Consider the following 26471-nt stretch of genomic DNA (forward strand, 5'->3'; position numbering starts at 1 on the left):
CCCCTCCAACCGCTCGATTGCAGGGGGAATATGCAAGGGAAACGGCTGGACTGCAATGGATGGGCACGCTCGGGCTTGCCGCGATTCACGCTTTGTGGTCCGATCCGCTCCCGAGAAGACAGAAAGGCAACACGCTCATGGCATTCGAGGACCTCAAGGCGGAACTAGCGCTCCTCATCAATCAGATGGAAAACCAGCCCGAGGACCGCCACGAGCTGTATCAGCAGGTCCGCGAAAAGCTCAACGAGATGCGCGCCTTCGGCATGCCGGTGCCTGAGGATCTGGTGCGTCTCGAAGAAGAGCTGGAAGCCGAATTCGCCGCTGCCAAGAAGCCGAAGACCAGCTAGGCCTGCAGGCCGAAGTCACGAGTTCTCATCGATCTGCTCGTAGCTCCCGTCGGCCCAGCGATAGACCGCATAGGGCGGCAGGTTGGGATCGCCCTTTTCGTCAAACCGGAAATCGCCGATCACCGAGTGGACCGTGATGTCGTCGAGCGCCTTCACAACAGCGGGCGCATCGGTCGTACCGGCCTTCTCCGCCGCCTCGGCCCAGGATTGGATCGCCGCGTAGGTGTAAAGCACATAGCCTTCCGGCGAGATGCCTTTCGCCTCCAATCGCTTTACGACGTCCTGGGCGGCCGGGTTCTTGCGCGGGTCAGGGGAGAAGGTCATCAGGGTGCCTTCGCCCGCGGGGCCGGTGATGGACCAGTATTCTTGTGTCACCAGCGCATCCCCGCCCATCAGCACCGTGTCCATGTCTTGGTCCCGCATCTGGCGGAGGATCAGCCCCGCCTCGGTGTGATAGCCGCCGAGGAACAGCGCATCCACGCCGGCCAGTTTCAACTTTGAGACCAGAGCGGAGTAGTCCTTCTCGCCCGCCGTGATGGATTCCCGGAACACCTCTTCAACACCCTTGGCGTTGAGGGCCTTCTTCACCTCGTTGGCAAGGCCGCGCCCATAGGCGGTCTTGTCGTCGATGATCGCGATATTCTTGCCGCCGAAATGCTTGGCGAGATAGGCGCCGGCGACTTCGCCTTGTTTGTCGTCGCGGCCGCACACCCGGTATACGTTCGGGCCTGCGCGCTGGTCCGTCAGGGCCGGGTTCGTGGAGGCGGGTGAAATCATCACGAGATTGCTCTCCGCGTACACATTGGATGCGGGGATCGACGAGCCCGAGCAGAAATGTCCCGCCACGAGTGCGACATTGTCCCCCGCCATCTGGTTGGCGACCGCGACGGCCTGTTTCGGGTCGCAGGCATCGTCGCCGACTTCCAGCTTGAGCTTCTTGCCGAGAACACCGCCCGCGGCGTTGATGTCGGCCACCGCCGTCTCTGCGCCCGCTGTCATCTGGGTGCCGAGCGATGCGTATTGCCCAGTCTGGGGACCGGCGACCGCGACCTTGATGACGTCGGGATCGTCCCCGCCGTTGCAACCCGCGAGTGCGATCGCGCATGCAGCGACGGCGAGCAGTCCAGTCAAACGCATCATGCCGGTCTCCCTTCGATGGTTGGCGTCCCATAACGTAGTAGCGCCCGGCGCATACGCCAAGCTGCCGGGGCCTCCGGACTATCGATCTTTCCAGGTGAGGGGGCTCGTCCGCTCATAGAGCCAGTGATACTGCGTGACCATCTGCGTCGTGCGCATGGTGCGGAAACCGAGCAGTCCCGCCGCGATCAGAACCACATAGGTCACGGCGTAGTAGTAGGGCGATATCAGCGTGCCGTCGAAAAGGGCGTAATCGAAGAAGCGCACGGCGGCCGCGAGTAGCGCCATGTAGAAGAACAACCGCCAGAGCGGACGCCAGCCGCGCGCCAGGCCGCGCCCGGCGAGAAACGCGGCGCCGCCGCCGATAATGACCGTCAGGAGCACGAAGACGCACAAGCCGTCATCGGTGATCCAGGGCGCAATCGTCTGCGTTACCGTGCTCACGATGTCGTCGGCTCCTTGGCCGGTGCGGTGGCACCCTCGAGATACGCGTTGCGCACCTCCTCGGAGGCCAGCAATTCATCGCCGGTGCCCGTCATGGTGATGCGGCCGTTGACCATCACGTAGCCGCGGTCTGCCAACTTCAGCGCGTGATAGGCGTTCTGTTCCACCAGGAACACGGTCAGACCGTCCGTGTTCAGCGCTTTGATGGCTTCGAAGATCTGCTTCACTACGAGCGGTGCAAGTCCGAGCGAAGGCTCGTCGAGCAGCAGCAGCTTCGGGCGCCCCATCAGCGCGCGGGCGATGGCGAGCATCTGCTGCTCGCCGCCGGACAGCGTTCCGCCCCGCTGCGTGGATCGGTCCTTCAGCCGGGGGAACAGGTTGAAGACGCGCGCGGCATCGGATTCGAACGCGCCGGGCGCATTGGCGACGATGGCGCCCATCTTCAGATTTTCCATCACCGTCATGCGTCCGAAGATCCTCCGGCCCTCTGGCGACTGGCAAATGCCGAGCCGGGCGATTTCATGGGTGGGCCGCTGTGTGATGTCCTGACCGTCGAAGACCACGCGGCCATGGGACGCGCGAGGCTTGCCGCAAATGGTCATCATCGTGGTCGATTTGCCTGCGCCATTCGCGCCGATCAACGAGACGATCTCTCCGGGCCGGACGTGGATGCTGACATCGTGCAACACAGGCAGCCTGCCGTAAGCCGCCGTGACGTCTTCGAGCGCAAGGAGCGGCGTGGGGGTGGCGGCGGTCATCGTCCGGCCTCCAGCGCGGCAGCATCCTCGTCGGATACGCCGAGATAAGCACCGATCACATGCGGATCGGTGCGGACCTCGGTTGACGTTCCGTCCGCGATCTTCTTGCCGTAGTCCAGCACGATCACATGGTCCGAGATACGCATCACCACGCTCATATCGTGCTCGATGAGAAAGATGGCCGTGCCGTCCTCCTCGCGGATCGAATTGAGCAAAGCGTTGAGCGCATCGCTCTCCCTGGCGTTGAGGCCCGCCGCCGGTTCGTCGAGACACAGAAGCCGTGGCCGGGTGCACATGGCCCGCGCAATTTCGAGACGCCGCTGATCGCCGTAGGGAAGGCCGCCCGCCGCCTCGTCCGCGCGCCGAAGAAGGCCGATCCGGTCGAGCCACGACTTGGCGAGGTCGATCGCCTCTTCTTGAGCGCGTCCGAACTGGCCGAGCCCAAAAATGGCCCCGAAGGAATAACCGGACGCGCGCGACAACTCGTTGTGTTGCGCGACCATGAGATTTTCGAGAACCGTCATGCCGGGAAACAGGCGAATGTTCTGAAACGTCCGCGCCACGCGGGCGTCGGCGTTGATTTCGTAGTCAGAGAGACGCTCGAGATAGAACGGCTCCCCGTCACTCGCATCGAGCGTCAGCATACCCTCGGTCGGTTTGTAGAACCCGGTGATGCAGTTGAAGACGGTGGTTTTGCCGGCGCCGTTGGGGCCGATCAGGGCGGTGATATCCTTGCCGCCCACGGAGAACGACACATCGTCGACGGCGGTGAGCCCGCCGAAGCGCATCGTGAGGTGCTCCACATGGAGCAGGGGAGCCTCGTCCCAGGGCCTGGCGCCGTTACCGCTCATCCGCGCCCCTCGCTTACGAGTTCGCCGGAGATGTTTTTGCCGTCGCCGAGTGAAATCGTCGGCGCGCGCGTGGAGACCAGCCCGCGGGGCCGCCACACCATGATACCGACCATGGCGATGCCGAAGAGCAGCATACGGTAGAGCGCCGGGTCGAAATCCTCGCCGAAGACCGCCTGCAGTCCCTCAGTGTGGCGCAAGGCTTCGAACCCGCCGACCATCACCACTGCCGCGATCGCGACGCCGAGCTGGCTGCCCATGCCGCCCAGAACCACGATGGCGAGAATGATCGCCGACTCGATGAAGGTGAAGCTCTCCGGGCTGACGAAGCCCTGGCGCGTCGCGAAGAAACACCCCGCCAGCCCGCCGAACATGGCGCCGGTCGCAAACGCGCTGAGCTTCGTCACGGTCGTGTTGATGCCGAGCGAACGGCAGGCGATTTCGTCCTCACGCATGGCTTCCCAAGCGCGACCCACGGGAAGGCGCCGCAGGCGCAACGTCACGAGGTTGGTGGCGAAGGCCAAAACCAGAATGAGGTAATAGAGAAAGATGAGAGCATGCAGGCCGTCATAGGGTATGCCGAAGAACTTGTGGAAGGTCATGCCCTCGGCGAAGGGTGAGAAGGGCAGGCCGAAGAAGGTCGGCTTCGGAATGCCGGCGATGCCGTTCGGGCCGCCGGTCACGTCGGTCCAGTTGAGGAGCACGATGCGGACAATCTCGCCGAAGGCTAGGGTGACAATGGCGAGATAGTCGCCGCGCAGGCGCAAGACGGGGAAGCCGAGAATGATGCCCCACAGCGCCGCGGCCGCGCCCGCAATCGGCAGGCAGATCCAGAACCCGAGGCCGAAATGCGTGGCGAGCAGTGCGAACGTGTAGGCACCCACCGCGTAGAACGCCACGTAGCCGAGGTCGAGGAGCCCTGCGAGCCCCACGACGATGTTCAGCCCCCAGCCAAGCATCACATAGGTCAGGATGAGGATGGATAGGTCGAACCAGTAACGTAGCGGCAAGCCGAGCCGGAACATCGACTCCAGCGCATAGGTGACGATCGGGAAGAACAGCGCGAACAATATGCCGCCGGCGATGAACATCTGCGCGTAAGGCAAGTTCGGGAAGCGTTGGACAATGAAGCGCCGCAATAGGCCGAGCCCGACAAAGAGAACGACGACGGTCCCCAGGAGCTCGTAGACCGGCTCGCCAAAAAGGAGACCGATCAAGAGCCACCCGGCGCCAAAAACGAACGCCACGGCGAGTGTCACCCGGTCGCGCCGGTCGAAGGGCTCGCTGTTGAAGAGTTTCGCGAAAGGGGCGGTAAGCGGATACTCGGCCTGCCAAACGAAGAGGTTCAGCGCGAGACGGCCGAAGAACACGATGGCGACAACCGTGAACAGCAGGGCTGGCCGCGGCTCGAGGGTGAGGCCGGTTGCGGCGTCCTCCGTTCGCAGGCCCAGCACGAGGGAGAACAGAGCGAAGGCGATAATCGCGGCGAGCAGGGAATCGCTCAGTGCCGAGACGAGTTTTCGGTCGCGGGTTTTGCCGGTCTCCGCCAACCTCACACCTTTTCAACCTCGGGCCGCCCAAGCAGACCCGTCGGGAAGAAGATGAGGACGATGGCCAGCATCGAGAACGCGGCCACATCCTTGTACTCGATGGTGAAGTAGGCCGACCAGAACGTCTCGATGAGACCGATAATAAGTCCGCCCAGCATCGCGCCGGGGATCGAGCCGATGCCGCCGAACACCGCCGCGGTGAAGGCCTTGATGCCGACGATGAAGCCAATGAAGAAATCGATCACGCCGTAATAGAGGAGGTAGAGCATGCCGGCGACGGCCGCGAGGCCGGCCCCGAGCACGAACGTGAGCGAGATCGTGCGGTCCACGTCGACGCCGGAGAGTGCGGCCATCAGCCGGTCTTGCTCGCAGGCGCGCTGCGAGCGGCCGAGCGCCGTCCGATTGATGAGGAGCCAGAACCCGGTCATCACGAGGACGGTGGTCGCGACAATGAGGATTTGAATGTTCGATACGATGACAGTGAATGAACCTTGGCTGTATAGCTCGTAGCCCCCAGTGATCACGGGCTGAAGCGGCTTCACCCGCGCGCCTTGCGCGATCTGGATGAAGTTCTGCAACACGATCGACATGCCGATGGCCGTGATCAGCGGGGCGAGGCGGAAAGAGTCGCGCAACGGCCGGTAGGCGACACGCTCAACGGTCCAGCCCCACACGGCGGTCAGCCCGATAGCGACAATAAGCACGAGGAGCAGGGCAAGCGGGATCGCAGTTACGCCGATGGCGGTAAGGGCTAGAAACGCGATCAAGGCGATGAACGCACCGATCATGAAAATATCGCCATGGGCGAAATTGATCATGCCGATGATGCCGTAGACCATCGTATAGCCGATGGCGATCAGGCCGTAGATCGACCCCAGCGTGACGCCATTGATGAGCTGCTGCAGGAAATAAGCCATGGATGCCTGCTGCGCCTTCCCCCGTTTGGCTGTGCAGACTCATAACGAGGACACGCGAGCGCGGCGCCGTTGGCCCGCTGGCGAGCGGCAATCAGGCCCGCGCGTCAACACCCCATCTTTTTAGCAAGAAGGGCGTGTCCTGTGCATGCCCAAATTCAGAGCAGAAGGTGAGAACCATCGCAGAATGGCGGGTCGCCCGTGTCCTTGCAGCCACAGAGCAGCGCCGTTTCCGTGCGTTCCGCTGTAAACATCAGGGGTTCGATGCCCGTGCCCGCGTGTGATCCATCGCAGAACGGCTGTTTCTTGCTGCGCCCGCAAGCGCACCACGCGTAGCGTTTGCCCTCTTCGAGCTCAACTTGATAGGGGTTGAGCTGTGGGCGTTCCGGCTCGTCGGTCATTCGGTTTCCCAGCTTTGTTGTCTAACCAGTAGCCGCGTCCTGCTTAGCCAATTCGGCCTGGAGTGACAAGGAAGGGCTCTTGCCGCGTGTTAACAAGCCCTTTGGTTTCTTGGCCTTAAGTCTGCGCTGAATCAGCGGCGCGGGCGAAATGCGGCAATGAAACGAATTTTTGGAACACCCCTTGAGTCCGAAGCCTATCCGCATCATAGAGGTCATGACGCGGTGTTCGACCTGCTTGCGTCCGACTCTCGCTCGGACAGGCGAGCCACGCAGCATCGCAGCGGGGGCATTGTGATTCTGGAGGCCGTCTGTGGCTGAACTGATCTTTGCTCTTCTCGCGCTGGCGCTGTTTTTCGCGCTGGCGATGAACCGCGCTTCCTTCCGGACCTGGGCGATCGCCGCCGCGATCTACACGCTGGCGCTTCAGATCGCTTTTGGATTTCCCGTGTGGACCTTCGCGGGCTGGCTCGTGGCGGGCCTGCTCTATGCGGCGGGCCTGCCGAACATTAAGCGCACCTACATCACCACGCCCGTGTTTCGCGCCCTGAAGGGCGCAATGCCCTCGATTTCGGAGACTGAGCGGGAAGCGCTCGAAGCCGGTACGACCGGCTGGGACGCGGAACTCTTCAGCGGACGTCCTGACTTTGCGAAATTGCGCCGTGTGTCGCCGATCACCCTCACGGAGGAAGAACAGGCTTTCCTCGACGGTCCGACCGAAGAGCTGTGCCGCATGATCGACGATTGGCGTATCCGCCATGAGCTCCACGGCATTCCCGACGACATCTGGCAGTTCGTCCGCGACAAGGGCTTTCTCGGCATGCTCATTTCCAAGGAGCATGGCGGGCTGGGCTTCTCGGCGCAGGCGCAGTCGCTCGTGCTCGGCAAGATCTCGACCAAGAGCCCGGACGTTTGCATCATCGTGATGGTGCCCAATTCGCTGGGGCCCGGCGAACTGATCGAGAACTACGGCACGGCCCAGCAAAAGGCGCATTACCTGCCGCGGCTGGCCAAGGGCGCCGAGATTCCTTGCTTCGCGCTGACCGGTCCCTTCTCCGGCTCGGACGCGGCCTCCATGCGCGACGTGGGCATCGTGACCAAGGGGATGCATTCGGGCGTTGAGACGCTCGGCATCAAGCTCACTTGGGACAAGCGCTACATCACGCTTGCCCCCAACGCGACGCTGCTCGGTCTCGCCTTCCGGCTTTTGGATCCGGACAACCATCTGGGGCAGGGCGAGGAGGTGGGTATCACTTTGGCTCTGATTCCCACCGACCATCCCGGAGTCGAGACCGGCCGCCGCCATTTGCCGTCAGGAGCGGCCTTTCCGAACGGCCCCACGCGCGGCCGCGATGTCTTCATCCCGATGGACTGGATCATCGGCGGCCCCGACCGTGCGGGCCAGGGCTGGCGTATGCTGATGAGTTGTCTCGCGGCCGGGCGCGCCGTGTCCCTGCCGGCGACGGGCGCCGCCGCGGCCAAGGCCGTCGCCCGCCACAGCACGGCCTACGCGCGCGTGCGCAAGCAGTTCGGACTGCCCATCGGTTACATGGAGGGCGTTGAGGAGCCGCTCGCCCACATCGTCGAGAACGCCTATGGGCTGGAAGCCGCGCGCGCGGTCACGTGCTCCATGGTGTCCGCCGGGGAGAAGCCGGCCGTGATCTCCGCGCTCCTGAAATATCTCTCGACAGCGCGCATGCGGCAGAGCGTCAACGATGCGCTGGATATCCACGGCGGCCGGGGCATTTGCGATGGGCCATCGAATTATCTGCAGGCCGCCTATCAGATGGTGCCTGTAGGCATCACGGTGGAAGGCGCTAACATCCTGACGCGCTCGCTCATCGTGTTCGCCCAAGGCGCGCTCCGCAGCCACCCCTATCTGTTGCCCGAGATCGAGGCCCTGAGCGACGAGGACCGCGCACAAGGCATCGAGCGCTTCGAGACGGTGTTCGACGATCACCGCGCTTTTCTGCTGTCGAACGCCACCGGTGCGCTGTTCCACAACGTGACCTTCGGCGTGTTCGCCGCTGCGCCGCTGGATGCAGGTGACATGAAGCACTGGTGGAAGCAGCTGTCCCGCGCGTCGCGGTCGTTCGCGCTCCTCGCCGATGCGACCGTCGCGCTGCTGGGCGGCGGACTGAAGACGAAGCAGAAGATCACCGGACGCATGGCCGACGCGCTGGCCGAGCTCTATCTGCTGTCGTCGATCCTCAAACGCTACCAGGACGATGGTCGCCAATGGGCGGACCGCAAGCTCGTGGATTATTGCGCGCAGAATTGCCTCGCGCGGTTCGACGCGGCCCTGCGTGGTGTTCTCGACAACTTCCCCATACGCTCGGCTGCCTGGATCATGGGGCCGCTCGTGTTGCCCTTCGGCGTGCGGCGCGGGGCCAGCGACAAGGATGGCAAGGCGCTCGTGCGTCAGGCGCTGGAGCCTGGGGCGTTCCGCGATCGTCTCACCCGGTACATTTATGTTCCGAATAATGCGGACGAGGCTCTGGGGCTTCTCGAAGCCGCATTCCAAAAGACCGTCGCCAACGAGGAGGCGGAGAAGAAGTTGGAGCGCGCAATCCGAAAGGGCGAGGTCCAACGCTTCCATGACCGCGACTGGATCAAGCAGGCCGAGGACAAGGGCGTTCTTACGTCCGACGAAGCCCGCGAACTCGCCGACTTACGCGACCTGGTCGCCCGCGTGATCGCCGTCGACGACTTCGCGCCCGACGAGATCGCGCACAAACCCCAGCCGGGCGAGAGCGGCCCGGTCTCCAATCAGCACCTCGCCGCCGAGTAGACCTGCACCTATGCCAATCACCATTCCCGACTTGAAAGACTGGACGTTCACGGTCGATTACGAGCGCATCGCCTGGGCGGTCGCGGACCGCGAGGGCGAGAGCATGAACGCGCTGGGGCGCCGTCCAACCGAGGAGTTGGAGAAGATTGTCTCGGCAGTCGAGAGCGCCGAGGCCGGCGAGATCAAGGGCCTCGTGCTGATCAGCGCGAAGGACACGAGTTTCATCGCCGGCGCCGACATCAACGAGTTCGACGTCTACGACACCGAGGACAAGATCAAGGACGCGGTGACGCAGACGCTCGCGCTGTTCGACCGGATCGAAAATCTGCCCGTCCCGGTCGTTGCGGCCATCCACGGCTATTGCCTCGGCGGCGGACTGGAACTGGCGCTCGCCTGCCATTGGCGTATCGCGGACCGCGAGGAGGGGACGCGGCTCGGCTTCCCCGAAGTCAAGCTCGGCATTTTTCCCGGCCTCAATGGAACCGTGCGCGCCATTCGCTCGGCGGGACCCCTCGACGGCATGACAGCCATGCTCACGGCCAAGATGCTGCGCCCCAGTGCGGCGCGCGCCATGGGGCTCGTCGATCAACTCGTGCCCACACGGCACAATCTGCGTTGGGCCGCGCGCAAGGCCGTGCTCAAGAAGCTTCGTTCCAAGGGCGCGCCCTGGTGGAAGAAGCTGATGGCGAGACAGCCGGTGCGCGGGTTCCTCGCCAAGCAGATGCGCGAGAAGACGGCCGCGAAAGTGCGCGAGGACCATTACCCGGCCCCGTTCCGGCTGATCGATCTGTTCGAGACCTGCGGCGACGATCCGAAAGCGATGCGGCTTGCCGAAACCGAGATGTTCGCGCCGCTGATGGTCAGCGACACGTCCCGCAATCTGCGGCGCTGTTTCAAGCTGTCCGAGATGCTCAAGGCTGCGGCGCCCAAGGATGCGTTCAAGCCGCGCAAGGTGCACGTCATCGGCGCGGGCACCATGGGCGGGGACATCGCCGCCTGGTGCGTTGCTTGCGGCATGCAGGCCAGCCTCCAGGATCTCGACGAGGCGCAGATCGACAAGGCGCTGTCGCGGGCCAAGAAGCTGTTCAAGAAGCGCGTGCGTGGCAAGACGGCCTTCGACTCCGCCGTTGCACGCTTGATCGCGGACCCGGAAGGCAAGCACATCAAACATGCCGATGTGATCATCGAGGCGGTCGCCGAGAAGCTCGAGGTGAAGCAAGGTCTGTTCGCAGATCTGGAGCGCAAGGCGAAGCCGGGCGCCGTGCTCGCGACGAACACATCGTCGTTGAAGCTTGAAGAGATCGCCGGGCCGTTGAAGGACCCCGGCCGTCTGGTCGGCATCCACTTCTTCAATCCGGTGGCCCAACTTCCGCTCGTCGAGGTCGTGCGCGGAGATGCCACGCGCGAGGACGAGATCGGCAAGGCCTGCGCCTTCGTGACCGCGATCAACAAACTGCCGCTCATCGTCAAGAGCTGCCCGGGCTTCCTCGTGAACCGCGTGCTCGCGCCGTACATGATGGAAGCCGTCCGGCTCTATCAGGAAGGCCAGCCGCGCGAGAAGATCGATCAAGCCGCGCTGAAATTCGGCATGCCCATGGGCCCTATGGAACTCATGGACATGGTCGGCCTCGATATCTGCAACAAGGTGGGCGAGGAACTGTCTCTCGCACCGGAAGGCGAGGGCTCGCAGGATAACGTGCTCGCCAACCTCGTCAAGCAAGGGAAGCTTGGTAAAAAGACCGGCCGCGGCTTCTACCAATGGGAAGACGGCAAGCCGAAACGCGAGCCGATGGATTTCTCGGATACGGAGCTCACACGCTTGGGCGAGAAGCTCATGGCGCCGCTTCTGGCCGAGGCGGCCCGTGCGGAAGCGGAGGGCGTGGTCGCCGACGCCGATCACGTGGACGCGGGCGTGATCTTCGGGACGGGCTTTGCGCCGTTCCGGGGCGGCCCGCTGCACTACGCCAAAACGAAGGATGCCGCCGCGGACAAGGAAGCGGCATGACGCTCACAGGACCCGCCCGGTCCCGGAAGGAATGTGGATGACGAATGCGAATTTACGTCGCGTTGCGGTGCTTGGCGGGGTCAGAACGCCGTTCTGCCGGTCGCACACGGCGTATGCGGAACTTTCCAACCTCGACATGCTGACGACGGCCCTCGCGGGCCTCGCCGAGCGCTTCTCTCTTGAAGGGATGCATATCGACGAGGTGGTCGGCGGCGCGGTGGTCACGCACGCGAAGGATTGGAACTTGGCGCGCGAAGCCGTGATCGGCAGCCCCTTGGCTGCCACGACGCCCGGCATCACCATGATGCAGGCCTGCGGCACGAGCCTTCAGGGAGCGCTGGGGATCGCGGCCAAGATCGCGTCGGGTCAGATCGACTGCGGCATCGCCATGGGCTCCGATACGACGAGCGACGCCCCCATCGTGGTCCAGAAGAAACTCGCAAAGCGCCTCATCGAGGCCTCCCGGGCCAAGAGCTGGGGCAAACGCCTCGCCGCCTTCAAAGGCATGAGCCCGGCGGAACTCGCCCCCGTGCCGCCCGATACCCGCGAGCCGCGCACCGGCCTCGGCATGGGCGAACATTGCGAACTGATGGCCAAGGAGTGGGGCATTTCCCGCGCAGACCAGGATCTCCTTGCCTACGAGAGCCACAGGAAGGCTGCGGCAGCCTACGACGACGGGTTCATGGACGACCTCGTGGTGCCCTGCGCCGGCGTCTTCCGGGACAACAATATTCGCGAGGATATTTCACTCGAGAAGATGGCCGAGTTGAAGCCGGTGTTTGACAAGCAGAATGGGACGATTACTGCCGCGAATTCGACACCGTTAACGGACGGAGCGGCCACGGTGCTGCTGGCGAGCGAAGAATGGGCGGATTCCAAGGGAATTCCGGTTCAGGCTTATTTAAGTTTGGGTCGTACTTCTGCCGTAGACTATGTCGAAGGTGAGGGGCTCTTGATGGCGCCGACCGTTGCTGTTAGCGATCTATTGCAGCAGGCAGGGTTGGCCCTTCAAGACTTTGACTATTACGAGGTGCACGAAGCGTTTGCTGCGCAGGTACTTGCGACCTTGAAGGCGTGGGAGTCCGAAGAGTATTGCCGGGTCCGGCTGGGGCGTGACACACCGCTCGGGCCGATCGACAGGTCGAAATTGAATATCGAGGGCTCGTCGATCGCGATCGGACATCCTTTTGCTGCCACGGGCGCCCGAATCCTGGCAGTTTTGGCCAAACTCCTTCATAATAGGGGTGGCAAAAGAGGTTTGATTTCAGTGTGTACCGCTGGCGGGATGGGTGTCGCCGCGATCCTTGAAGGGGTCGGAACATCCAACGCAGCGGATGCGGGTTTGAACGAGAGCGCCGAGCAATAGGCGCTCCACCGCCGGATCGAGATCTGGGTCCAACGAGACCCGTCGGGGGACAGGGAGTAATTGAGACACTGCCGAGGCGTGGGTGACGACCCGCGCCTGACCCATGACGGAGGTTCTTATGCGGCATAAAGTTTTATCTGCGGTGATCGGCATGGCCATTGCGGCCGTGCTCGTTCCGGCCAGTGCCACGACCGCGCAGGCCGCCGATCCCACGGGCTATTGGCGTAAAGCCGACCAAGGCAAATACCCTGCGAAGATGCAGCTCTATTACTGCGGAGGGCGCTCGATCTGCGTGAAGATCGCCTGGCTGCAAAATCCCCGCGACAGCAAGGGACGCGAATTGCAGGACGTGCGTAACGTGAATCCCTCCTTACGCGGGCGCACCATCGAAGGCATGCACATCATCCGGGGCATGAAGCAGGTGAGTGCCAATCAGTGGAAGGGCACGGTCTACAACCCGGAAGACGGCAAGACCTATTCGGCGTCCGTCACGCTCGCATCGTCTTCGAAGATCGTTCTCAAAGGTTGCGTAGCAGCGTTCCTTTGCCGCGAGCAGGTGTGGCTGCGGACATCCGCGCCGCCACCGCGTGAAGAGGAGAAGCCCGAGGAGCCGCAGGTCGAGGCATCTGCAACACCCGCCGCGCAGCCTGCAGCCAAGCCGAGCGCTGCCCCCGCGGCGGCACCGGCAGCTGCAGCCGCCTCGGCGGCTTCAACCGGGCTGGCGATAGGCAATGTCGCGAACACGGAAGTGCAGACACCGGCGGCGACGCAGGGTGGGGCGCCCGGACTGAGCTACCTTAAGGGCGATAAAGCCAACCAGCACCCCGCGGGCTACACGGGAGAGAGCGTGTCGAGCATGTTCTCGATGGCGACGCCCGTCGCCCCCAGCGGCGCACCGACCGCGGCACGGCCGGCACCGGCCCCCAAGCCGGTGGCGCCCGCAGCGCCGGCCCAAGCTGCCGCCCAGCCTGAACGGGCACCCGCACCTGCACCTGCACCTGCATCGCGCCAAGCCTCCATTGAGCCAGAGCCGGCTCAGCCCGAGTCGGTTCAGTCCGAAGCCGCAGCACCGGACGCGGAGTCCGCTGCGCCCGAGGAGTCTGCCGAGTCTGCTGCGGACACGTTTGACCAGCGGCTGAGTTGGCGGGAACGGCGCCAGTTGCGCCGTCAAAAGCGCCTCAAGGAACTGCAGCAGCAGGGGCAGAACCTCATTCCCTGGATGCGCCAGTAACCGGCGCAGCCTCTCGGTTCCGAGTTCGCACGGCACATCAGTCTGAGTGCGGAACGCGCGCGCGCGGGTCTAAGCGCTTGTCTCTGCGCGGAGCGCCTTCTTGGACAACTTGCCAATCATCGTTTTTGGCAATTCGTCGCGGAACTCGATCGCCACGGGCAGTTCGAGCTTTGACAGTTTCGGCCGCAAGAACGTCATGAGGTCGACTGCGGTCTCGGTGCGGCCGTCGTGCAGGCGCACGTAAGCCTTCGGGGCCTCTCCTCGATAAGAATCCGGAATACCGACGACGCAGCATTCGGCCACGGCAGGGTGCTCGTGGAGCGCGTCTTCGATGCGGCGCGGATAGACCTTGAAGCCGGCAGTGTTGATCATGTCCTTGATGCGGTCGACGATGAAGATGAAGCCGTCCTCATCCATGTAGCCGACATCTCCCGTGCGGAAATATTTGCCGACAAAGACGGCCGCCGTCTCGTCCGCCTTATTCCAGTAGCCGCTCATCACTTGCGGCCCCGCAATGCAGATTTCGCCCGGCTCTCCCCTCGGCATTTCTTGTTCGGGGTTCTCGAGAGAGCGGATCGTGATGTCCGTCCTGGGGAGCGGGAGCCCGATCGAGCCGTCCTTGTTTGTATGGAACGGATTGCAGGTCGCCACGGGTGAGGTCTCGCTAAGGCCGTAGCCCTCCACCAGCCACCCGCCGATGAACTTCTCAAAGCCCTTCTTGACGTGCATCGGCAACGCCGCACCGCCGGAGATGCAGAATTGCAGTGAAGAGAGGTCGAACCTGTCGATATGGCGATGGTGGAGCAGAGCCTGGAATAGGGTGGGGACGCCCGGCATGACAGTGGGCCGTAGTTTGCCGATGAGCTTCAAGGTTCGGCCCAGCTCGAATTTCGGCATGAGGATGATTTCCATGCCGTTGGCGACGCCGAACGTCATGACCGTCGTCATGGCGAACACGTGGAACAGCGGCAGCACGCCAAGTATCCGGTCAACCACCTCCGGCGGCCGCTGGCCCCACATTTGGACCTGCGCCGTGTTGATGAAGATATTGGCGTGACTGAGCATGGCGCCTTTGGGGGTGCCCGTGGTGCCGCCCGTATATTGGAGGACGGCCACCGACTCCGGCTTGACCGCGGGCCGGACGAAGCGGCCGTTATTGGCGAGCAGATTTCGTTCGCGCACGATTCGGCGCCGCTGCCGCGACAGACCGACGTTTGCGCGCCGGACTTTGCGCGTCAGCAACAGCCCGATCTGTTTCAGCCTGGGGAGCAGTGAGGCGAAATCGGCGACCACGGCCCGTGCGAGGGTCCCGTCTGCGAGCAGGGGCTCGACCTTCTTGAACAGGAGTTGGAGGTCGAGCGTCACCATGATCTCGGTTCCGCTGTCCCGGATCTGGAAGGCGATCTCCTCGACGCTGTAAAGCGGGTTGAAATTGACGACAGTGCCGCCCGCTTTGAGGACGCCGAAATAGTAGATGAGATAGGTCGGCGAGTTCGGGAGCAGCAGTCCGACCCGGACACCTTCCCGCACCCCGAGCGCCGCCAATCCCTTGGACGCCCGGTCCGATAGGGCTCCGATTTCCTCGTAGCTCAGGGTTTTGCCTTCGAAGTAGGTACACGTTCGGGAGCCGTAGCGCTCAACCGCCGCGTCGAGAAGGCTGTGCACGAGGCCGGGTTCGAACTCGGCCGTCCACGACAATCCGGGAGGATAGGATGTCAGCCAGGGCCGGGCCCTTGTGTCTGGTGCGGCTTGCTGTGCCGCTGGATTTGCCTTAACGGCCATCTCTGTGACAGGTGTCTGCCTTGAATTTGCCTTGCGATTCGGATGCTTAGCGGCGCCCAGCAATGCGCTAGGGGAGGCAATTCGCCGCAAGCCCCGATTCATGTAGTATTGTAACACGGGGGTTGGCATAGCGCGTGCGGACAGGCATATGACGCCCACAGAATATGCTGAAACGAAGGCAGGGGCAGGCGCAAAAACGCCCATTTTGTTAGCGATTAGAGCGTATAGTATCGGACATCGAGCGAGCATGGCGCGGCTAGACTCGGCCAGTTTTTAAGTCTATTCCAATGCCTGACTTGCCCTCGAACTCGCTATGTTTTAGCCAGGGAACATTATATACGGACCCCTCAACGGGGCAGGGAGAGTGATATGGACGAGGTGGCCACCAAGATCATTGAGATTCTGCGGAAGAATATGAAGGATCCCTCCAAGGAGGTTACGCTCGAGACGCCTCTGAGCGACCTGGAGATTGAATCCCTCGATCTGGCAGTTATCGTCTTTGATATTGAGGATACCTTCGGAATTGAAATTCCTTATAATGCGAACGAAGAAGTCGAAGCGTTTGCGACGGTCGGCTCGGTTGTCGATCGCGTGAAGGGAATTATCGCAGAGTCGAAGGCCTCGGGCGCAGCAGCTTAGACCAGCCCAACCGCTCGGGAGCTTTCCGGGGTATCGGCCAGGCTTGGAGTTACGGCTTAGCACTACATGACACACTCTAACGGACGCAGGCGCGTCGTGGTCACCGGCCAGGGCGTCGTCACGCCTTTGGGCACGGGCGTTGAAAAGTTCTGGTCGGGCTTGAAGTCGGGCTCTTGCGGTATCCGCGAGGTGCAGAGCTTCGAGACGGACGAGCTTTACATCACCATCGCCGGCGAAGTCCCCGATTTCGATCCCAGAGAGCGCGAGCTGAGCAAGCAGCTCCTGATGGCGGACAAGTACTCGCAGTATGCGGGCTGTGCCGCGCGGGAGGCCGTGCAGCAGTCGGGCATCGAAACGCCCATCAGCGACGAAGACGCCTATCGCACGGCCTGCATCATCGGGTCCGGCGTCGGCGGTCTGACCACGCTCGAATTCTCCTACAAGATGCTCTTCAAGGAGAATAAGCGCGCGACCCACCCGCTGACTCTTCTGAAGGCGATCGGTTCCTCCGCTTCGGCCCACGTCAGCATCGAATACGGCATCAAGGGGCCGACCTTTGGCGTCGTCAGCGCCTGCTCGACCGCGACCCATTCGATCGGCGTCGTCTACCAGATGATCAAGAGCGGCCTGATCGACACCGGCATAGCCGGCGCCGCGGAAGCCTCGCTCAACTGGGGCGCCACCCGCGCGTGGCAGGCCATGCGCGTGCTGAGCCCCGACGGACTGTTTCCCTTTTCCAAGACGCGCAACGGCACCGTTCTCGCCGAAGGCTCGGGCATTCTCGTTCTGGAAGAGTACGAGAAGGCCAAGGCCCGCGGCGCGCCGATCCTGGCCGAGCTCATGGGCTTCGGCATGACGGCGGACGCGGCCGACATGGTGAACCCCTCGATCGAGGGCGCCTCCACTGCCATGAAGATGGCGTTGGACGAGGCCGAGCTAGCGCCGTCCGACATCGACTATATCAACGCCCATGGCACGGCCACGGCGGTGAACGACGTCAATGAGACCCGCGCGATCAAGCACGTGTTCGGCAACGCGGCCAACAACCTGTCGATCTCCTCGACCAAGTCCATGCACGGGCACACGCTCGGTGCCTGCGGCGGCATCGAGGCGGCGGCGTCCATCAAGGCGCTGGAAGAGAACTTCGTGCCGCCGACCATCGGTCTTGCCGAGACTGATCCGGAGTGCGATCTGGACTACACGCCGAATGTCGGCAAGAAGCGCGACATCAACTACGTGATGTCCAACTCGTTCGCCTTCGGCGGCCTGAACGCCGTGCTCGTGTTCGGTCCGAACCCGGCTTAAGCGGGACTACCTTAGCTCTGAATCGCTAACCGCCCAGCCACGCGAGGGCACGCTTCAAGAACGCATGCCCGTTCTCGCGCTGCCATTCGCCATGGGCCATGATCACGCGCTCGGCGGGCCAGCCTAGGACTTTGTCCCGTGCGGCACGGGCAGGCTTCCGGTCGGTGAAGGACAGACGCCATTCGCGCGGCGCCCCCGGTTTCTTGAGCGTGACGCCGTCCAGCACTGCCAGCGGCCGTTGCCACCACGACCAATGCTCCTTCAGAAATTCCTCGCTGAAAGCCTCGATGAGATCGGCGAGGATCACGGTCTGGGACGGCCGATGAAAGAACACGATCTCATCCATCATGATCGAGCCCCGGAACCAAGCCTGATCGATATCCGGCTGCCAGGCTGAAGGCGGCGTATCCTCGAGCGGCTGCTGGAACGGCAGGGCAGGAAAGCGCTTTATCGTGGAGGCCGGTCCCCATAGTGCCGCGTCCGGATAGGCCGCGTGCCATCCCGGCAGATAGAGGTGATGGATCTTGTTGGGGCTCACGAGATGGGCGACCCGCCCCAGCGCGTCGACCTCGGCCCTGAGATCCTCGTCCAGCTTGACCGGCGACCAGACCCACAGATCGCCATTGTCGAACCGCGCGATCACCATGCGCGTGGGGTAGGGGAAGCTGTAGAAGTCGACGATCGGCCCTTCGGTCAGCCAGAGATTATCGCCGACGGGATCGAGGGCCATCAGATCAACCCCATGCCTCTGAAGCTCGTATGGCCCTGCTTGCCGACAATGATGTGATCGTGGATGACGACGCCCAGAGGCTTCGCGGCGGCGATGATCTGCTTGGTCATCTCGATGTCCGCGCGGGAGGGCGTCGGGTCGCCTGAGGGGTGATTGTGGACGAGCACGATGGCCGTGGCCGAGAGCTCCAGCGCCCGCTTCACCACCTCGCGTACATAGACGGGGGTGTGATCCACGGTGCCTTCCTGCTGGATCTCGTCGGCGATGATCTGGTTGCGCTTGTCGAGAAACAGAATGCGGAACTGCTCTTTCGCCTCGAAGCCCATGGCCGCGCGACAGTAATCCAGCACCCCCTGCCACGACGACAGAACGGGCCGTTCGCGGACCTCGCCCTGCATGAGCCGCAAGGCGGCGGCGCGCACGAGCTTGATTTCCGTGACGGCCGCGTCCCCGAGACCGGGCACCTCGAGCAGGAGGTCCTCGGGCGCGTTCATGGCCTCCGCGAAAGTGCCGAAGCGGGCGAGGATCGCTTTGGCCAGGGGTTTGGTGTCCCGGCGCGGCATGGCCCGGAACAGCACCAGTTCGAGCAGCTCGTAGTCGGGGAGGGACTGTGCACCGCCTTCGCGGAAGCGCTTTCGCAGCCGCTCGCGATGGCCGAGATAGTGCGGTTTGGCGGCATCCTGGAACCCAGTGTCCTTTGAGGCCGCCTGGTCGGCGGTCGCCGCTTGGTCGTCAGAGCTCAGTTTTTCCTTCGAGCTCATTGGCGTGGAGTCCCGGTTGGTCGGCTCCCCGAGCGGAACACGCTCTAGGCGCGCACGGGCGGGCGATCGAGCCCGGCGGGCGATAGGGTGAAAATCTCGCATCCCGTGTCCGTCACGCCGATCGTGTGCTCGTACTGCGCTGACAGCGAGCGGTCGCGCGTCACGGCGGTCCAGCCGTCGGAGAGGATCTTCACGTGCGGCTTGCCGAGATTGATCATCGGTTCGATCGTGAAGAGCATGCCGGGCTTGAGCGGCAGGCCTTCGCCCGGCTCGCCATAGTGAAGAATGTTCGGCCGGTCGTGGAAGACCTGTCCTAGGCCGTGTCCGCAGAAATCGCGGACCACGCCGCAGCGCTCGCCTTCCGCATAGGTCTGGATGGCATGGCCGATGTCGCCGGTCGTCGCGCCCGGCTTCACCGCCTCGATGCCCAGCATCAGAGACTTATGGGTCACTTCGAGCAGGCGCTCGGCGGCGCGGGGAATGGCGCCGACCGGATACATGCGGCTGGAATCGCCATGCCAGCCATCGACGATCAGCGTGACGTCGATATTCAGAATGTCGCCTTCCTTCAGCGCACGCGGGCCGGGAATGCCGTGGCAGACAACGTGATTCACCGAGGTGCAGATGGATTTCGGGAAGCCGCGATAATTCAACGGGGCCGGCGTCGCGCCATGAGATGTGGCGAAGTCGAACACCAGATCGTCGAGCGATTCCGTGGTTACGCCGGGCTCGACGTGCTCGACCAGCATGTCGAGGGCTTCGGCCACAAGCCGCCCCGCCTTCGCCATGCCGGCGAATGCGTCGGGACCGTGCAGCTTGATTCTGTTGTCGCGCGTCTGGGCGCGGGCGATTTCTAGTTCGGACATGGGCTCGGATTATAGGGGGCGTTGGTACTACAGCTAGTGCGAATTCGCCCCAGGTTCAAGTCGAGGGGGCCTAGCGGGGCTGCCTGCGCAGCCGGATAGGCCGCGGAAGGCCGAGACCCTCCAGAGAAACGTCGGACGCCACGGCCAGAGCTTCGATACCGGAGGCCATGGCTGCCTCGAAGGCGGCCGCATAATTGGGGTCGATATCGTTGGCTAGGGCAAAGGCCTCCGCGTCGCCCCGTTGGACGAAATAGACCATGACTGCGCGGGCTCCGGCCGCAACCACGCGGGACAGTTCGCCCAGATGCTTGGCACCCCGCGCGGTGACCGAATCCGGGAACTCGGCCAATCCGGGCTCGCGCATTAAATGCACGTTCTTGATCTCCACATAGCAGGGCGGGCGGGTTTCATCCTCGAGCAGAACGTCGATCCGGCTGCCCGTGCCATAGCGCACCTCGCGGCGCATAGAGGCGTAACCGGACAGCTCTGGAATGAGGCCCCGTTCGATGGCCGCGGCCACGGCGCCATTCGGGCTGGACGTATTGATGCCGACCAGAGCCGGCCCCCGGCCGAGATCGACTTCGATCAGTTCCCAGGAGAACGCCAGTTTCCGCTTGGGGTTGTTCGATTTCGACAGCCAGACCCGCGAACCCGGCTCGGCGAGCCCGAGCATGGAGCCGGGGTTGGCGCAGTGAGCCGTAACCGTTTCTCCGGAGGGGAGCTCGACATCGGACAGAAAGCGCTTGTAGCGCTTGATCAGCCGGCCCTCGATAAGCTCGGATGGAAACCGCGTGAGCATGGGGAAACCTAAAAAGGCCGCCTCGACGCGGCAAGCATCGCATCCGAGTCATCCCCACTGGACACGTGCCCGAACTTCGCCTTCACTCCCGGCCATGACCGAGGAGCCCCAATCCCCCGAGGCGGTCACCGCCGCGCTGATAGTGATCGGCGAGGAGATCCTCTCCGGGCGCACGATAGATACCAACACGCCCTATATCGCCGCCCATCTCGGCAGAGCCGGGATTGCATTGCGGGAAGTCCGTGTCGTGGCCGATATCGAAGCCGAAATCGCCGACGCCGTGAACGCGTTGCGGCAGCGCTACTCCTATGTGTTCACGACGGGCGGGATCGGGCCCACCCACGATGACGTAACGACGGACGCGATCGGTTTGGCATTCAATGTGCCGGTCGCCATCAATGACGAGGCCGTCGAAGCGATGCGCCTGCAATACCGTCCCGAAGACCTGACGCCAACGCGGCTGAGAATGGCGCGCATTCCAGAGGGCGCCGCACTCATCCATAACGCGGTCTCCCGTGCTCCCGGCTATATGATCGAGAACGTTATCGTCATGGCTGGCATCCCTGCCGTGATGCAGGTCATGCTCGACGAGGTCTTTCCGCGCCTGGCCAAGGGACGCCCCGTGAAGGCCCGCGCGGTACGGGTGAACGCGGCGGAGAGTGACGTGGCGACACCGCTTGCCGCACTCCAAGCGGCCTATGCCGACGTGCAGATGGGCTCCTATCCCTTCGTCGAACACCGGCGTTATGGCACCTATCTCGTGCTTCGCTCAGTGGACGACCAAAGGCTTGGCGAAGCCCTCGAGGCCCTTTGGGGCATCATCGAAGAACACGGCTTTACGGCAAGCCAGGTCGAAGAGTCTTAACGCGACAGCCCAAGCTGGCCATTTCGAATCAGTTGGGGCTCGAATGCCCCGGCCTTAAAGCTGTGGAAATTTTCCGCGTTCGAGACCGTCCGAAGAGCAGGGCAGGCCGTTTTTTGACATGCGGGCCCAAGCGATTCGGGTTGGCGTAGTCGAAGGGATGTCCGTCGTCTGTGCTTTTCCCAAGACAGCGCCCCCCGGATCGAGCGGACGCAGCTGAAGGGAACGAGGGAGTGGCCATGCGAAGTGTGTTTCGATAATACGCAGCATACGGAGCAGTTTGTGCTTCGCGGATTGCGATGCGTTGGTGCAAACTACGGCGCCGGCAGCCGGCGAAGAAGGCGGGGTGCGGCCACGCGTGTCGATGCCGAAGGCCAAAAAAGCATCAGTCCGTAGACAGAGTATTGCCTGGCTTTTTTGACCGGCGGGTCCCTGCAGACGGTCCGTGAGGAGACGTTCCGAGTTTGCACTGCGCCGCTACATCGAAGGCGCTGAGCGGCTGCGGGCACGGGCGGCCAGGCTTCAAGGGCCTGGTTGCCAACATATTGATTTCACGCAATAAAAAAGGCGCGGGGAGCGTTGCTCCCGCGCCTTTTTGCGAAGCCGTTGCGAAAGGCTAGGCCCTTTTGGCAGCCCTCTTTTTCGCAGGCGCCTTCTTCTTGGCCGCCCGCTTCTTCGCAGGTGCTTTCTTCTTCGCAGGCCGCTTCTTTGCGGCTGTGGTCTTGCGGGCGGTCTTCTTCTTCGCCGGCGCCTTCTTCTTGGCGGCCCGCTTCTTCGCAGGCGCCTTCTTCTTCACAACCCGCTTCTTTGCGGCCGTGGTCTTGCGTACGGTTTTCTTCTTCGCCGGCGCGCGCTTCTTGGCGACGGTCTTTTTCTTGGCGACGGTTTTCCGCTTGGCCGGCGCCTTCTTCTTCGTTGCGGTCTTCTTCTTCGCTACTGCCATTTCTATGTCCCTTCCTATCGGGTGGCTGGCTAATCGGATGACTCTAAAACTACACCCTAACTACACCCGCTCGTCGATCCGCACGTATCGCATTTCAGACACGTCCCGTTTCGGACGAGGGTAAAGTTGCCGCATTCTCCACATGCTTCCCCTTCATAACCCTTAACGCGCGCTTCGGCGACGAGCGCCGAGGCACCGCGTTGGGCTAGGGCCTCGACAGCCAGCGCCACATGTTCCGCCGTGCTCGAAGGAGTCGTGTCGAGCGAGGCGGTGGTACGGCCAGCCGTATCGCTTTGCGACTCTTCCTCATCGTCTTCGTTCAGAGCTTGCACCCGCGCCGTCGCGGATTGCGCGTCGCCGATGGCAGGTGCGGTGCGCTCGCCGAGCCGTCCCCGCGTGAAGCCGGGGGACACGAGCATTTCGGTGAGCGTCTGGCCATGGCTTGCATCGCCCGACCCGACCGTGGTGCTGCCAATCTCGTTGGGATCGACATGGGCCAGTTCGAAACGCCCTAGATAGGACACGGCCAATTCCCGGAAGAGATAGTCGAGAATGGACGTGGCGTTCTTGATCGCCTCGTTGCCCCGCACCGGACCTGCCGGTTCGAAGCGCGTGAACGTGAAGGCGTCGACGAACTCCTCGAGCGGGACGCCGTATTGCAGACCAACCGACACCGCGATGGCGAAGTTGTTCATCAGCGACCGGAAGGCGGCGCCTTCCTTGTGCATGTCGATGAATATCTCGCCCAGGCGCCCGTCATCGTATTCGCCGGTCCGCAAGTAGACCTTGTGACCGCCGACCATGGCTTTCTGGGTATAGCCCTTGCGGCGATCCGGCAGACGCTCGCGTTCCGCGGAGGCACGCACCCTTTCGATCACCCGCTCGACGATCCTTTCCGTCACGACGGTGGCGCGCTGGACCGCGGGTTGATCGGACGCGACCGCCGCCAGCACCTCCTCCTGCTCGTCTTCGTCGTCGGCCAGGAGCTGCGCATTCAGCGGCTGCGAGAGCTTGGAGCCGTCGCGATACAGGGCGTTCGCCTTCAAGGCGAGACGCCAAGACAGGAGATAGGCCGCCTTGCAGTCCTCGACGGTGGCCTCGTTCGGCATGTTGATGGTCTTGGAGATGGCGCCGGAGATGAAGGGCTGCGCCGCCGCCATCATCCGGATGTGGCTCTCCACGGAAAGGAAGCGCGTGCCCTTGCGCCCGCAAGGCGACGCGCAATCGAACACCGGCAGATGCGCGGGGTCGAGGCCGGGCGCGCCTTCGAGGGTCATGGCACCGCAGGCATATTCGTTCGCGGCGTCGATATCGGCCTTGGAGAAGCCGATTTCGGCCAAGAGGTCCGGTTGCTCGAGCTGATTTGCCGATAGCCCCAAAACGTCCGTGCAGAACGCCTCACCAAGCGTCCATTTGTTGAAGACAAACTTGATATCGAACGCGGTTGGCAAAGCCTTCTCTATGATATCCAGCTTGTCGGGCGTGAAGCCCTTGTCCGCGAGGGTTTCGAGATTGACCCCGGGGGCGCCGTCGAGCGACCCGCGGCCCACCGCATAGTCGATGATCTGCTTGATCTCGGCCTCCTCATAGCCAAGCGCTTCCAGCGCCTGGGGCACCATGCGGTTGATGATCTTGAAGTGACCGCCGCCGGCAAGCTTCTTGAACTTCACCAGGGCGAAGTCCGGCTCGATACCGGTCGTGTCGCAGTCCATGACAAGCCCGATCGTGCCCGTGGGCGCGATAACGGTCGCTTGCGCGTTGCGGTAGCCGTATTGCCGTCCAAGCTCCAGCGCCTGGTCCCAGGCCCGCATGGCGTGGGTCAAGAGCGTCGGATCGGGGCAGGCGGCATGATCGAGCGGCACCGGCGGTGTCGACAATTCCTCGTAGCCGTGCTGCTCGCCCCGCGAGGCCCGTGCATGGTTGCGGATGACCCGCAGCATGTGCTCGCGGTTCGCGTCAAAGCCGGGGAAGGCGCCGAGCTCGCGCGCCATCTCCGCACTCGTTGCGTAGGACACGCCGGTCATGATCGCCGTCAGCGCGCCGCCAAGGGCGCGGCCTTCGTCGCTGTCATAGGGAATGCCTGAAGCCATCAGGAGGCCGCCGATATTGGCGTAGCCAAGTCCCAGCGTCCGGTACTCGTAGGACAGCTGTGCGATCTGACGCGAGGGGAACTGCGCCATGGTGACGGCGATCTCCAGCACGACGGTCCATAGACGGATCGCGTGCTCGTAACCCTCGACATCGAAGCTGCCGTCCTTCGCCCGGAACGCCATCAGGTTGAGCGAGGCGAGATTGCAGGCCGTGTCGTCCAGGAACATGTACTCCGAACACGGATTGGAGGCATTGATCGGGCCTGCGCTGGGGCAGGTGTGCCAATCGTTGATCGTGGTGTGGAACTGGATGCCGGGATCGGCGCAGGACCACGCCGCGTAGCCCACCTGGTCCCAAAGATCGCGGGCCTTGACCGTCTTCGCCACCCCGCCGTTCTTCCGCAGGATCAGATCCCAGTCGCCGTCTTCCTCGACGGCCGTCAGGAATTCATCGGTGACGCGCACGGAGTTGTTCGAGTTCTGCCCCGCGACCGTGCGGTAAGCTTCCGAGTCCCAATCCGTGTCGTAGATGGGGATCTCGATCGAGGTGTAGCCCTGGCGCGCGAACTGAATGACGCGCCGGATCATGCTGTCCGGCACCTTCGCCTTGCGCGCCGCCTTGACCTCGCGCTTCAGCGCCGGGTTCTGCTTGGGATCGAAGCAGCCGTCATTGTCGCTGTCGCAGTTCACGCAAGCCCGCAGCACCGCGTTCAGACGGTCCGACAGAACTTTCGAGCCGGTGACGAGCGCCGCCACCTTCTGTTCTTCCAGGACCTTCCAATTGATGTAGGCCTCGATATCCGGGTGATCCATGTCGACCACCACCATTTTGGCCGCCCGGCGCGTCGTGCCGCCGGACTTGATTGCGCCGGCCGCCCGGTCGCCGATCTTCAGGAAGCTCATTAGGCCGGAGGACTTGCCGCCGCCCGACAGGGGCTCGTTCTCGCCGCGCAGCGACGAGAAATTGGTGCCCGTGCCCGAGCCGTATTTGAACAGGCGCGCCTCGCGCACCCACAGATCCATGATGCCGTTCTCGTTGACGAGGTCGTCTTCGATCGACTGGATGAAGCAGGCGTGGGGCTGGGGATGCTCGTAGGCGGATTCCGAGGCCTTCAGGATGCCGGTCTCGAAGTCCACATAGTAATGACCCTGGCTCGGGCCATCGATGCCGTAGGCCCAGTGCAGGCCCGTGTTGAACCATTGCGGGCTGTTGGGCGCGCCCATCTGCTTCGCGAGCATGTAGCGCATCTCGTCGAAGAAGGCCTCGGCGTCGTCTTCGGACGAGAAATAGCCGCCCTTCCAGCCCCAATAGGTCCAGGTACCGGCCAAGCGGTCGAAGACCTGCCGCGCGTCGGTCTCGCTGCCGAACCGCTCGGCCTCAGGCAGCGTCTCCAACGCATCCATATCGGGCACGGAGCGCCACAGCCAAGAGGGGACAGAATTCTCTTCGACGCGCTTTAGCTTCGCCGCGACACCGGCTTTGCGGAAATATTTCTGAGCCAGAATGTCAGCCGCGACCTGGCTCCAATGGGTCGGTACCGAGAAGCTCTCGAGAGCGAACACCACCGATCCGTCCGGGTTCTTGATCTCGCTCGCACTCTCGCGAAACGCGATACCGGTGTAGGGAGATTGCCCCCGCTCTGTAAAACGTCGTTGAATCCGCATCTTAACTCATGCCCCTTTCGTGAATTTCGGCCCCAAATCGTGCATTCAGTGCGAACTTTCAGACTGATCCGATTCGAAGGCACCCTCAACCGCCAGCATCAACATCTTGAGGTCTAGAGGCTAAAATATACTAAACCCTGTGTGTGGGGGGATGCAAAGAATGTGGATAGCCGGTGGATGAGCTGCAAGCGCGGGCAGGGAAAACCGCCACAAATCCGTCATTTGGCGCTTGGTTATCGG

General features: G+C 63.1%; 22 protein-coding genes. 8 read left to right on the forward strand and 14 right to left on the reverse strand.

Features of this window, described 5'->3' with window-relative positions:
- The first annotated feature begins 59 nt into the window (after positions 1–59).
- Complete coding sequence (locus GL4_RS08260; protein WP_425283167.1) at positions 60–347, forward strand: hypothetical protein; 288 nt, start codon at positions 60–62, stop codon at positions 345–347.
- 15 nt (positions 348–362) lie between these two features.
- Here GL4_RS08260 and GL4_RS08265 read toward each other — a convergent pair whose 3' ends face one another.
- From GL4_RS08265 to GL4_RS08295, 7 genes are all read right to left on the reverse strand, one after another.
- Positions 363–1487 (reverse strand): branched-chain amino acid ABC transporter substrate-binding protein, encoded by a 1125-nt coding sequence (locus tag GL4_RS08265; protein ID WP_197539029.1) that lies wholly within the window; start codon positions 1485–1487, stop codon positions 363–365.
- A 78-nt stretch (positions 1488–1565) separates the two neighbouring features.
- Complete coding sequence (locus GL4_RS08270; RefSeq protein ID WP_244462590.1) at positions 1566–1928, reverse strand: DUF6867 family protein; 363 nt, start codon at positions 1926–1928, stop codon at positions 1566–1568.
- A complete protein-coding gene (locus GL4_RS08275) occupies positions 1925–2686 on the reverse strand; it encodes an ABC transporter ATP-binding protein (protein WP_045366561.1) in 762 nt (253 codons plus the stop codon). The genes GL4_RS08270 and GL4_RS08275 overlap by 4 nt, the downstream gene beginning before the upstream one ends.
- On the reverse strand, positions 2683–3537 hold the full coding sequence (locus tag GL4_RS08280; protein ID WP_045366563.1) for an ABC transporter ATP-binding protein: 855 nt from the start codon (positions 3535–3537) through the stop codon (positions 2683–2685). The genes GL4_RS08275 and GL4_RS08280 overlap by 4 nt, the downstream gene beginning before the upstream one ends.
- Positions 3534–5039: a high-affinity branched-chain amino acid ABC transporter permease LivM gene (gene livM / locus GL4_RS18095; RefSeq protein WP_425283192.1), complete on the reverse strand. Its 1506-nt coding sequence runs from the start codon at positions 5037–5039 to the stop codon at positions 3534–3536. Before livM ends, GL4_RS08280 begins: the two co-directional genes overlap by 4 nt.
- 47 nt (positions 5040–5086) lie before the next feature.
- Positions 5087–6001, reverse strand: a complete 915-nt coding sequence (locus GL4_RS08290; protein WP_045366567.1) for an ABC transporter permease subunit — start codon at positions 5999–6001, stop codon at positions 5087–5089.
- Positions 6002–6156: 155 nt separating this feature from the next.
- Positions 6157–6399 (reverse strand): CDGSH iron-sulfur domain-containing protein, encoded by a 243-nt coding sequence (locus GL4_RS08295; RefSeq protein WP_045366569.1) that lies wholly within the window; start codon positions 6397–6399, stop codon positions 6157–6159.
- Between the two features lie 310 nt (positions 6400–6709).
- On the opposite strand from GL4_RS08295, the gene GL4_RS08300 reads away from it, so the two are divergent.
- The 4 genes from GL4_RS08300 (at position 6710) to GL4_RS16715 (ending at position 13789) form a co-directional block, all read left to right on the forward strand.
- Positions 6710–9187, forward strand: coding sequence for an acyl-CoA dehydrogenase (locus GL4_RS08300; RefSeq protein ID WP_045366571.1), 2478 nt, complete (start codon positions 6710–6712; stop codon positions 9185–9187).
- Between the two features lie 10 nt (positions 9188–9197).
- Positions 9198–11192, forward strand: a complete 1995-nt coding sequence (locus GL4_RS08305; protein WP_045366573.1) for a 3-hydroxyacyl-CoA dehydrogenase NAD-binding domain-containing protein — start codon at positions 9198–9200, stop codon at positions 11190–11192.
- A gap of 37 nt (positions 11193–11229) precedes the next feature.
- Positions 11230–12558 (forward strand): acetyl-CoA C-acetyltransferase, encoded by a 1329-nt coding sequence (locus tag GL4_RS08310; protein ID WP_045369787.1) that lies wholly within the window; start codon positions 11230–11232, stop codon positions 12556–12558.
- A 118-nt stretch (positions 12559–12676) separates the two neighbouring features.
- Positions 12677–13789: a DUF2147 domain-containing protein gene (locus GL4_RS16715; protein ID WP_172653323.1), complete on the forward strand. Its 1113-nt coding sequence runs from the start codon at positions 12677–12679 to the stop codon at positions 13787–13789.
- Between the two features lie 69 nt (positions 13790–13858).
- On the opposite strand, the gene GL4_RS08320 is transcribed toward GL4_RS16715, so the two are convergent.
- Entirely contained in the window at positions 13859–15571 is a 1713-nt protein-coding gene (locus tag GL4_RS08320; protein ID WP_045366576.1) for a long-chain-fatty-acid--CoA ligase, read from the reverse strand.
- Between the two features lie 369 nt (positions 15572–15940).
- Here GL4_RS08320 and GL4_RS08325 point away from each other — a divergent pair, with 369 nt between their 5' ends.
- Positions 15941–16210 (forward strand): acyl carrier protein, encoded by a 270-nt coding sequence (locus tag GL4_RS08325; protein ID WP_045366578.1) that lies wholly within the window; start codon positions 15941–15943, stop codon positions 16208–16210.
- A 66-nt stretch (positions 16211–16276) separates the two neighbouring features.
- Positions 16277–17515, forward strand: a complete 1239-nt coding sequence (locus GL4_RS08330; protein WP_045366581.1) for a beta-ketoacyl-[acyl-carrier-protein] synthase family protein — start codon at positions 16277–16279, stop codon at positions 17513–17515.
- Positions 17516–17540: 25 nt separating this feature from the next.
- Here GL4_RS08330 and GL4_RS08335 read toward each other — a convergent pair whose 3' ends face one another.
- The 4 genes from GL4_RS08335 to sfsA all read right to left on the reverse strand — a co-directional run bounded on the left by GL4_RS08335 (position 17541) and on the right by sfsA (position 20671).
- Positions 17541–18245 carry a DUF4336 domain-containing protein gene (locus tag GL4_RS08335; RefSeq protein ID WP_045366583.1) on the reverse strand — a complete coding sequence of 235 codons (705 nt, stop codon included), beginning with the start codon at positions 18243–18245 and terminating at the stop codon, positions 17541–17543.
- A complete protein-coding gene (gene radC / locus GL4_RS08340; protein WP_045366586.1) occupies positions 18245–19006 on the reverse strand; it encodes a RadC family protein in 762 nt (253 codons plus the stop codon). Before radC ends, GL4_RS08335 begins: the two co-directional genes overlap by 1 nt.
- A 44-nt stretch (positions 19007–19050) precedes the next feature.
- Entirely contained in the window at positions 19051–19872 is an 822-nt protein-coding gene (gene map, locus GL4_RS08345) for a type I methionyl aminopeptidase (protein ID WP_045366589.1), read from the reverse strand.
- A 70-nt stretch (positions 19873–19942) separates the two neighbouring features.
- A complete protein-coding gene (gene sfsA, locus GL4_RS08350) occupies positions 19943–20671 on the reverse strand; it encodes a DNA/RNA nuclease SfsA (RefSeq protein ID WP_045366591.1) in 729 nt (242 codons plus the stop codon).
- A 94-nt stretch (positions 20672–20765) separates the two neighbouring features.
- Between sfsA and GL4_RS08355 the strand changes: the two genes are divergently transcribed.
- Positions 20766–21536, forward strand: coding sequence for a competence/damage-inducible protein A (locus tag GL4_RS08355; protein ID WP_045366594.1), 771 nt, complete (start codon positions 20766–20768; stop codon positions 21534–21536).
- 613 nt (positions 21537–22149) lie between these two features.
- On the opposite strand, the gene GL4_RS08360 is transcribed toward GL4_RS08355, so the two are convergent.
- Both GL4_RS08360 and GL4_RS08365 read right to left on the reverse strand, forming a co-directional pair.
- Positions 22150–22476: a hypothetical protein gene (locus tag GL4_RS08360; RefSeq protein WP_045366597.1), complete on the reverse strand. Its 327-nt coding sequence runs from the start codon at positions 22474–22476 to the stop codon at positions 22150–22152.
- 56 nt (positions 22477–22532) lie between these two features.
- Positions 22533–26231: a vitamin B12-dependent ribonucleotide reductase gene (locus GL4_RS08365; protein ID WP_045366600.1), complete on the reverse strand. Its 3699-nt coding sequence runs from the start codon at positions 26229–26231 to the stop codon at positions 22533–22535.
- Positions 26232–26471: the final 240 nt, after the last annotated feature.

The sequence above is a fragment of the Methyloceanibacter caenitepidi genome, assembly GCF_000828475.1.
In the GTDB taxonomy this organism is placed as follows: domain Bacteria; phylum Pseudomonadota; class Alphaproteobacteria; order Rhizobiales; family Methyloligellaceae; genus Methyloceanibacter; species Methyloceanibacter caenitepidi.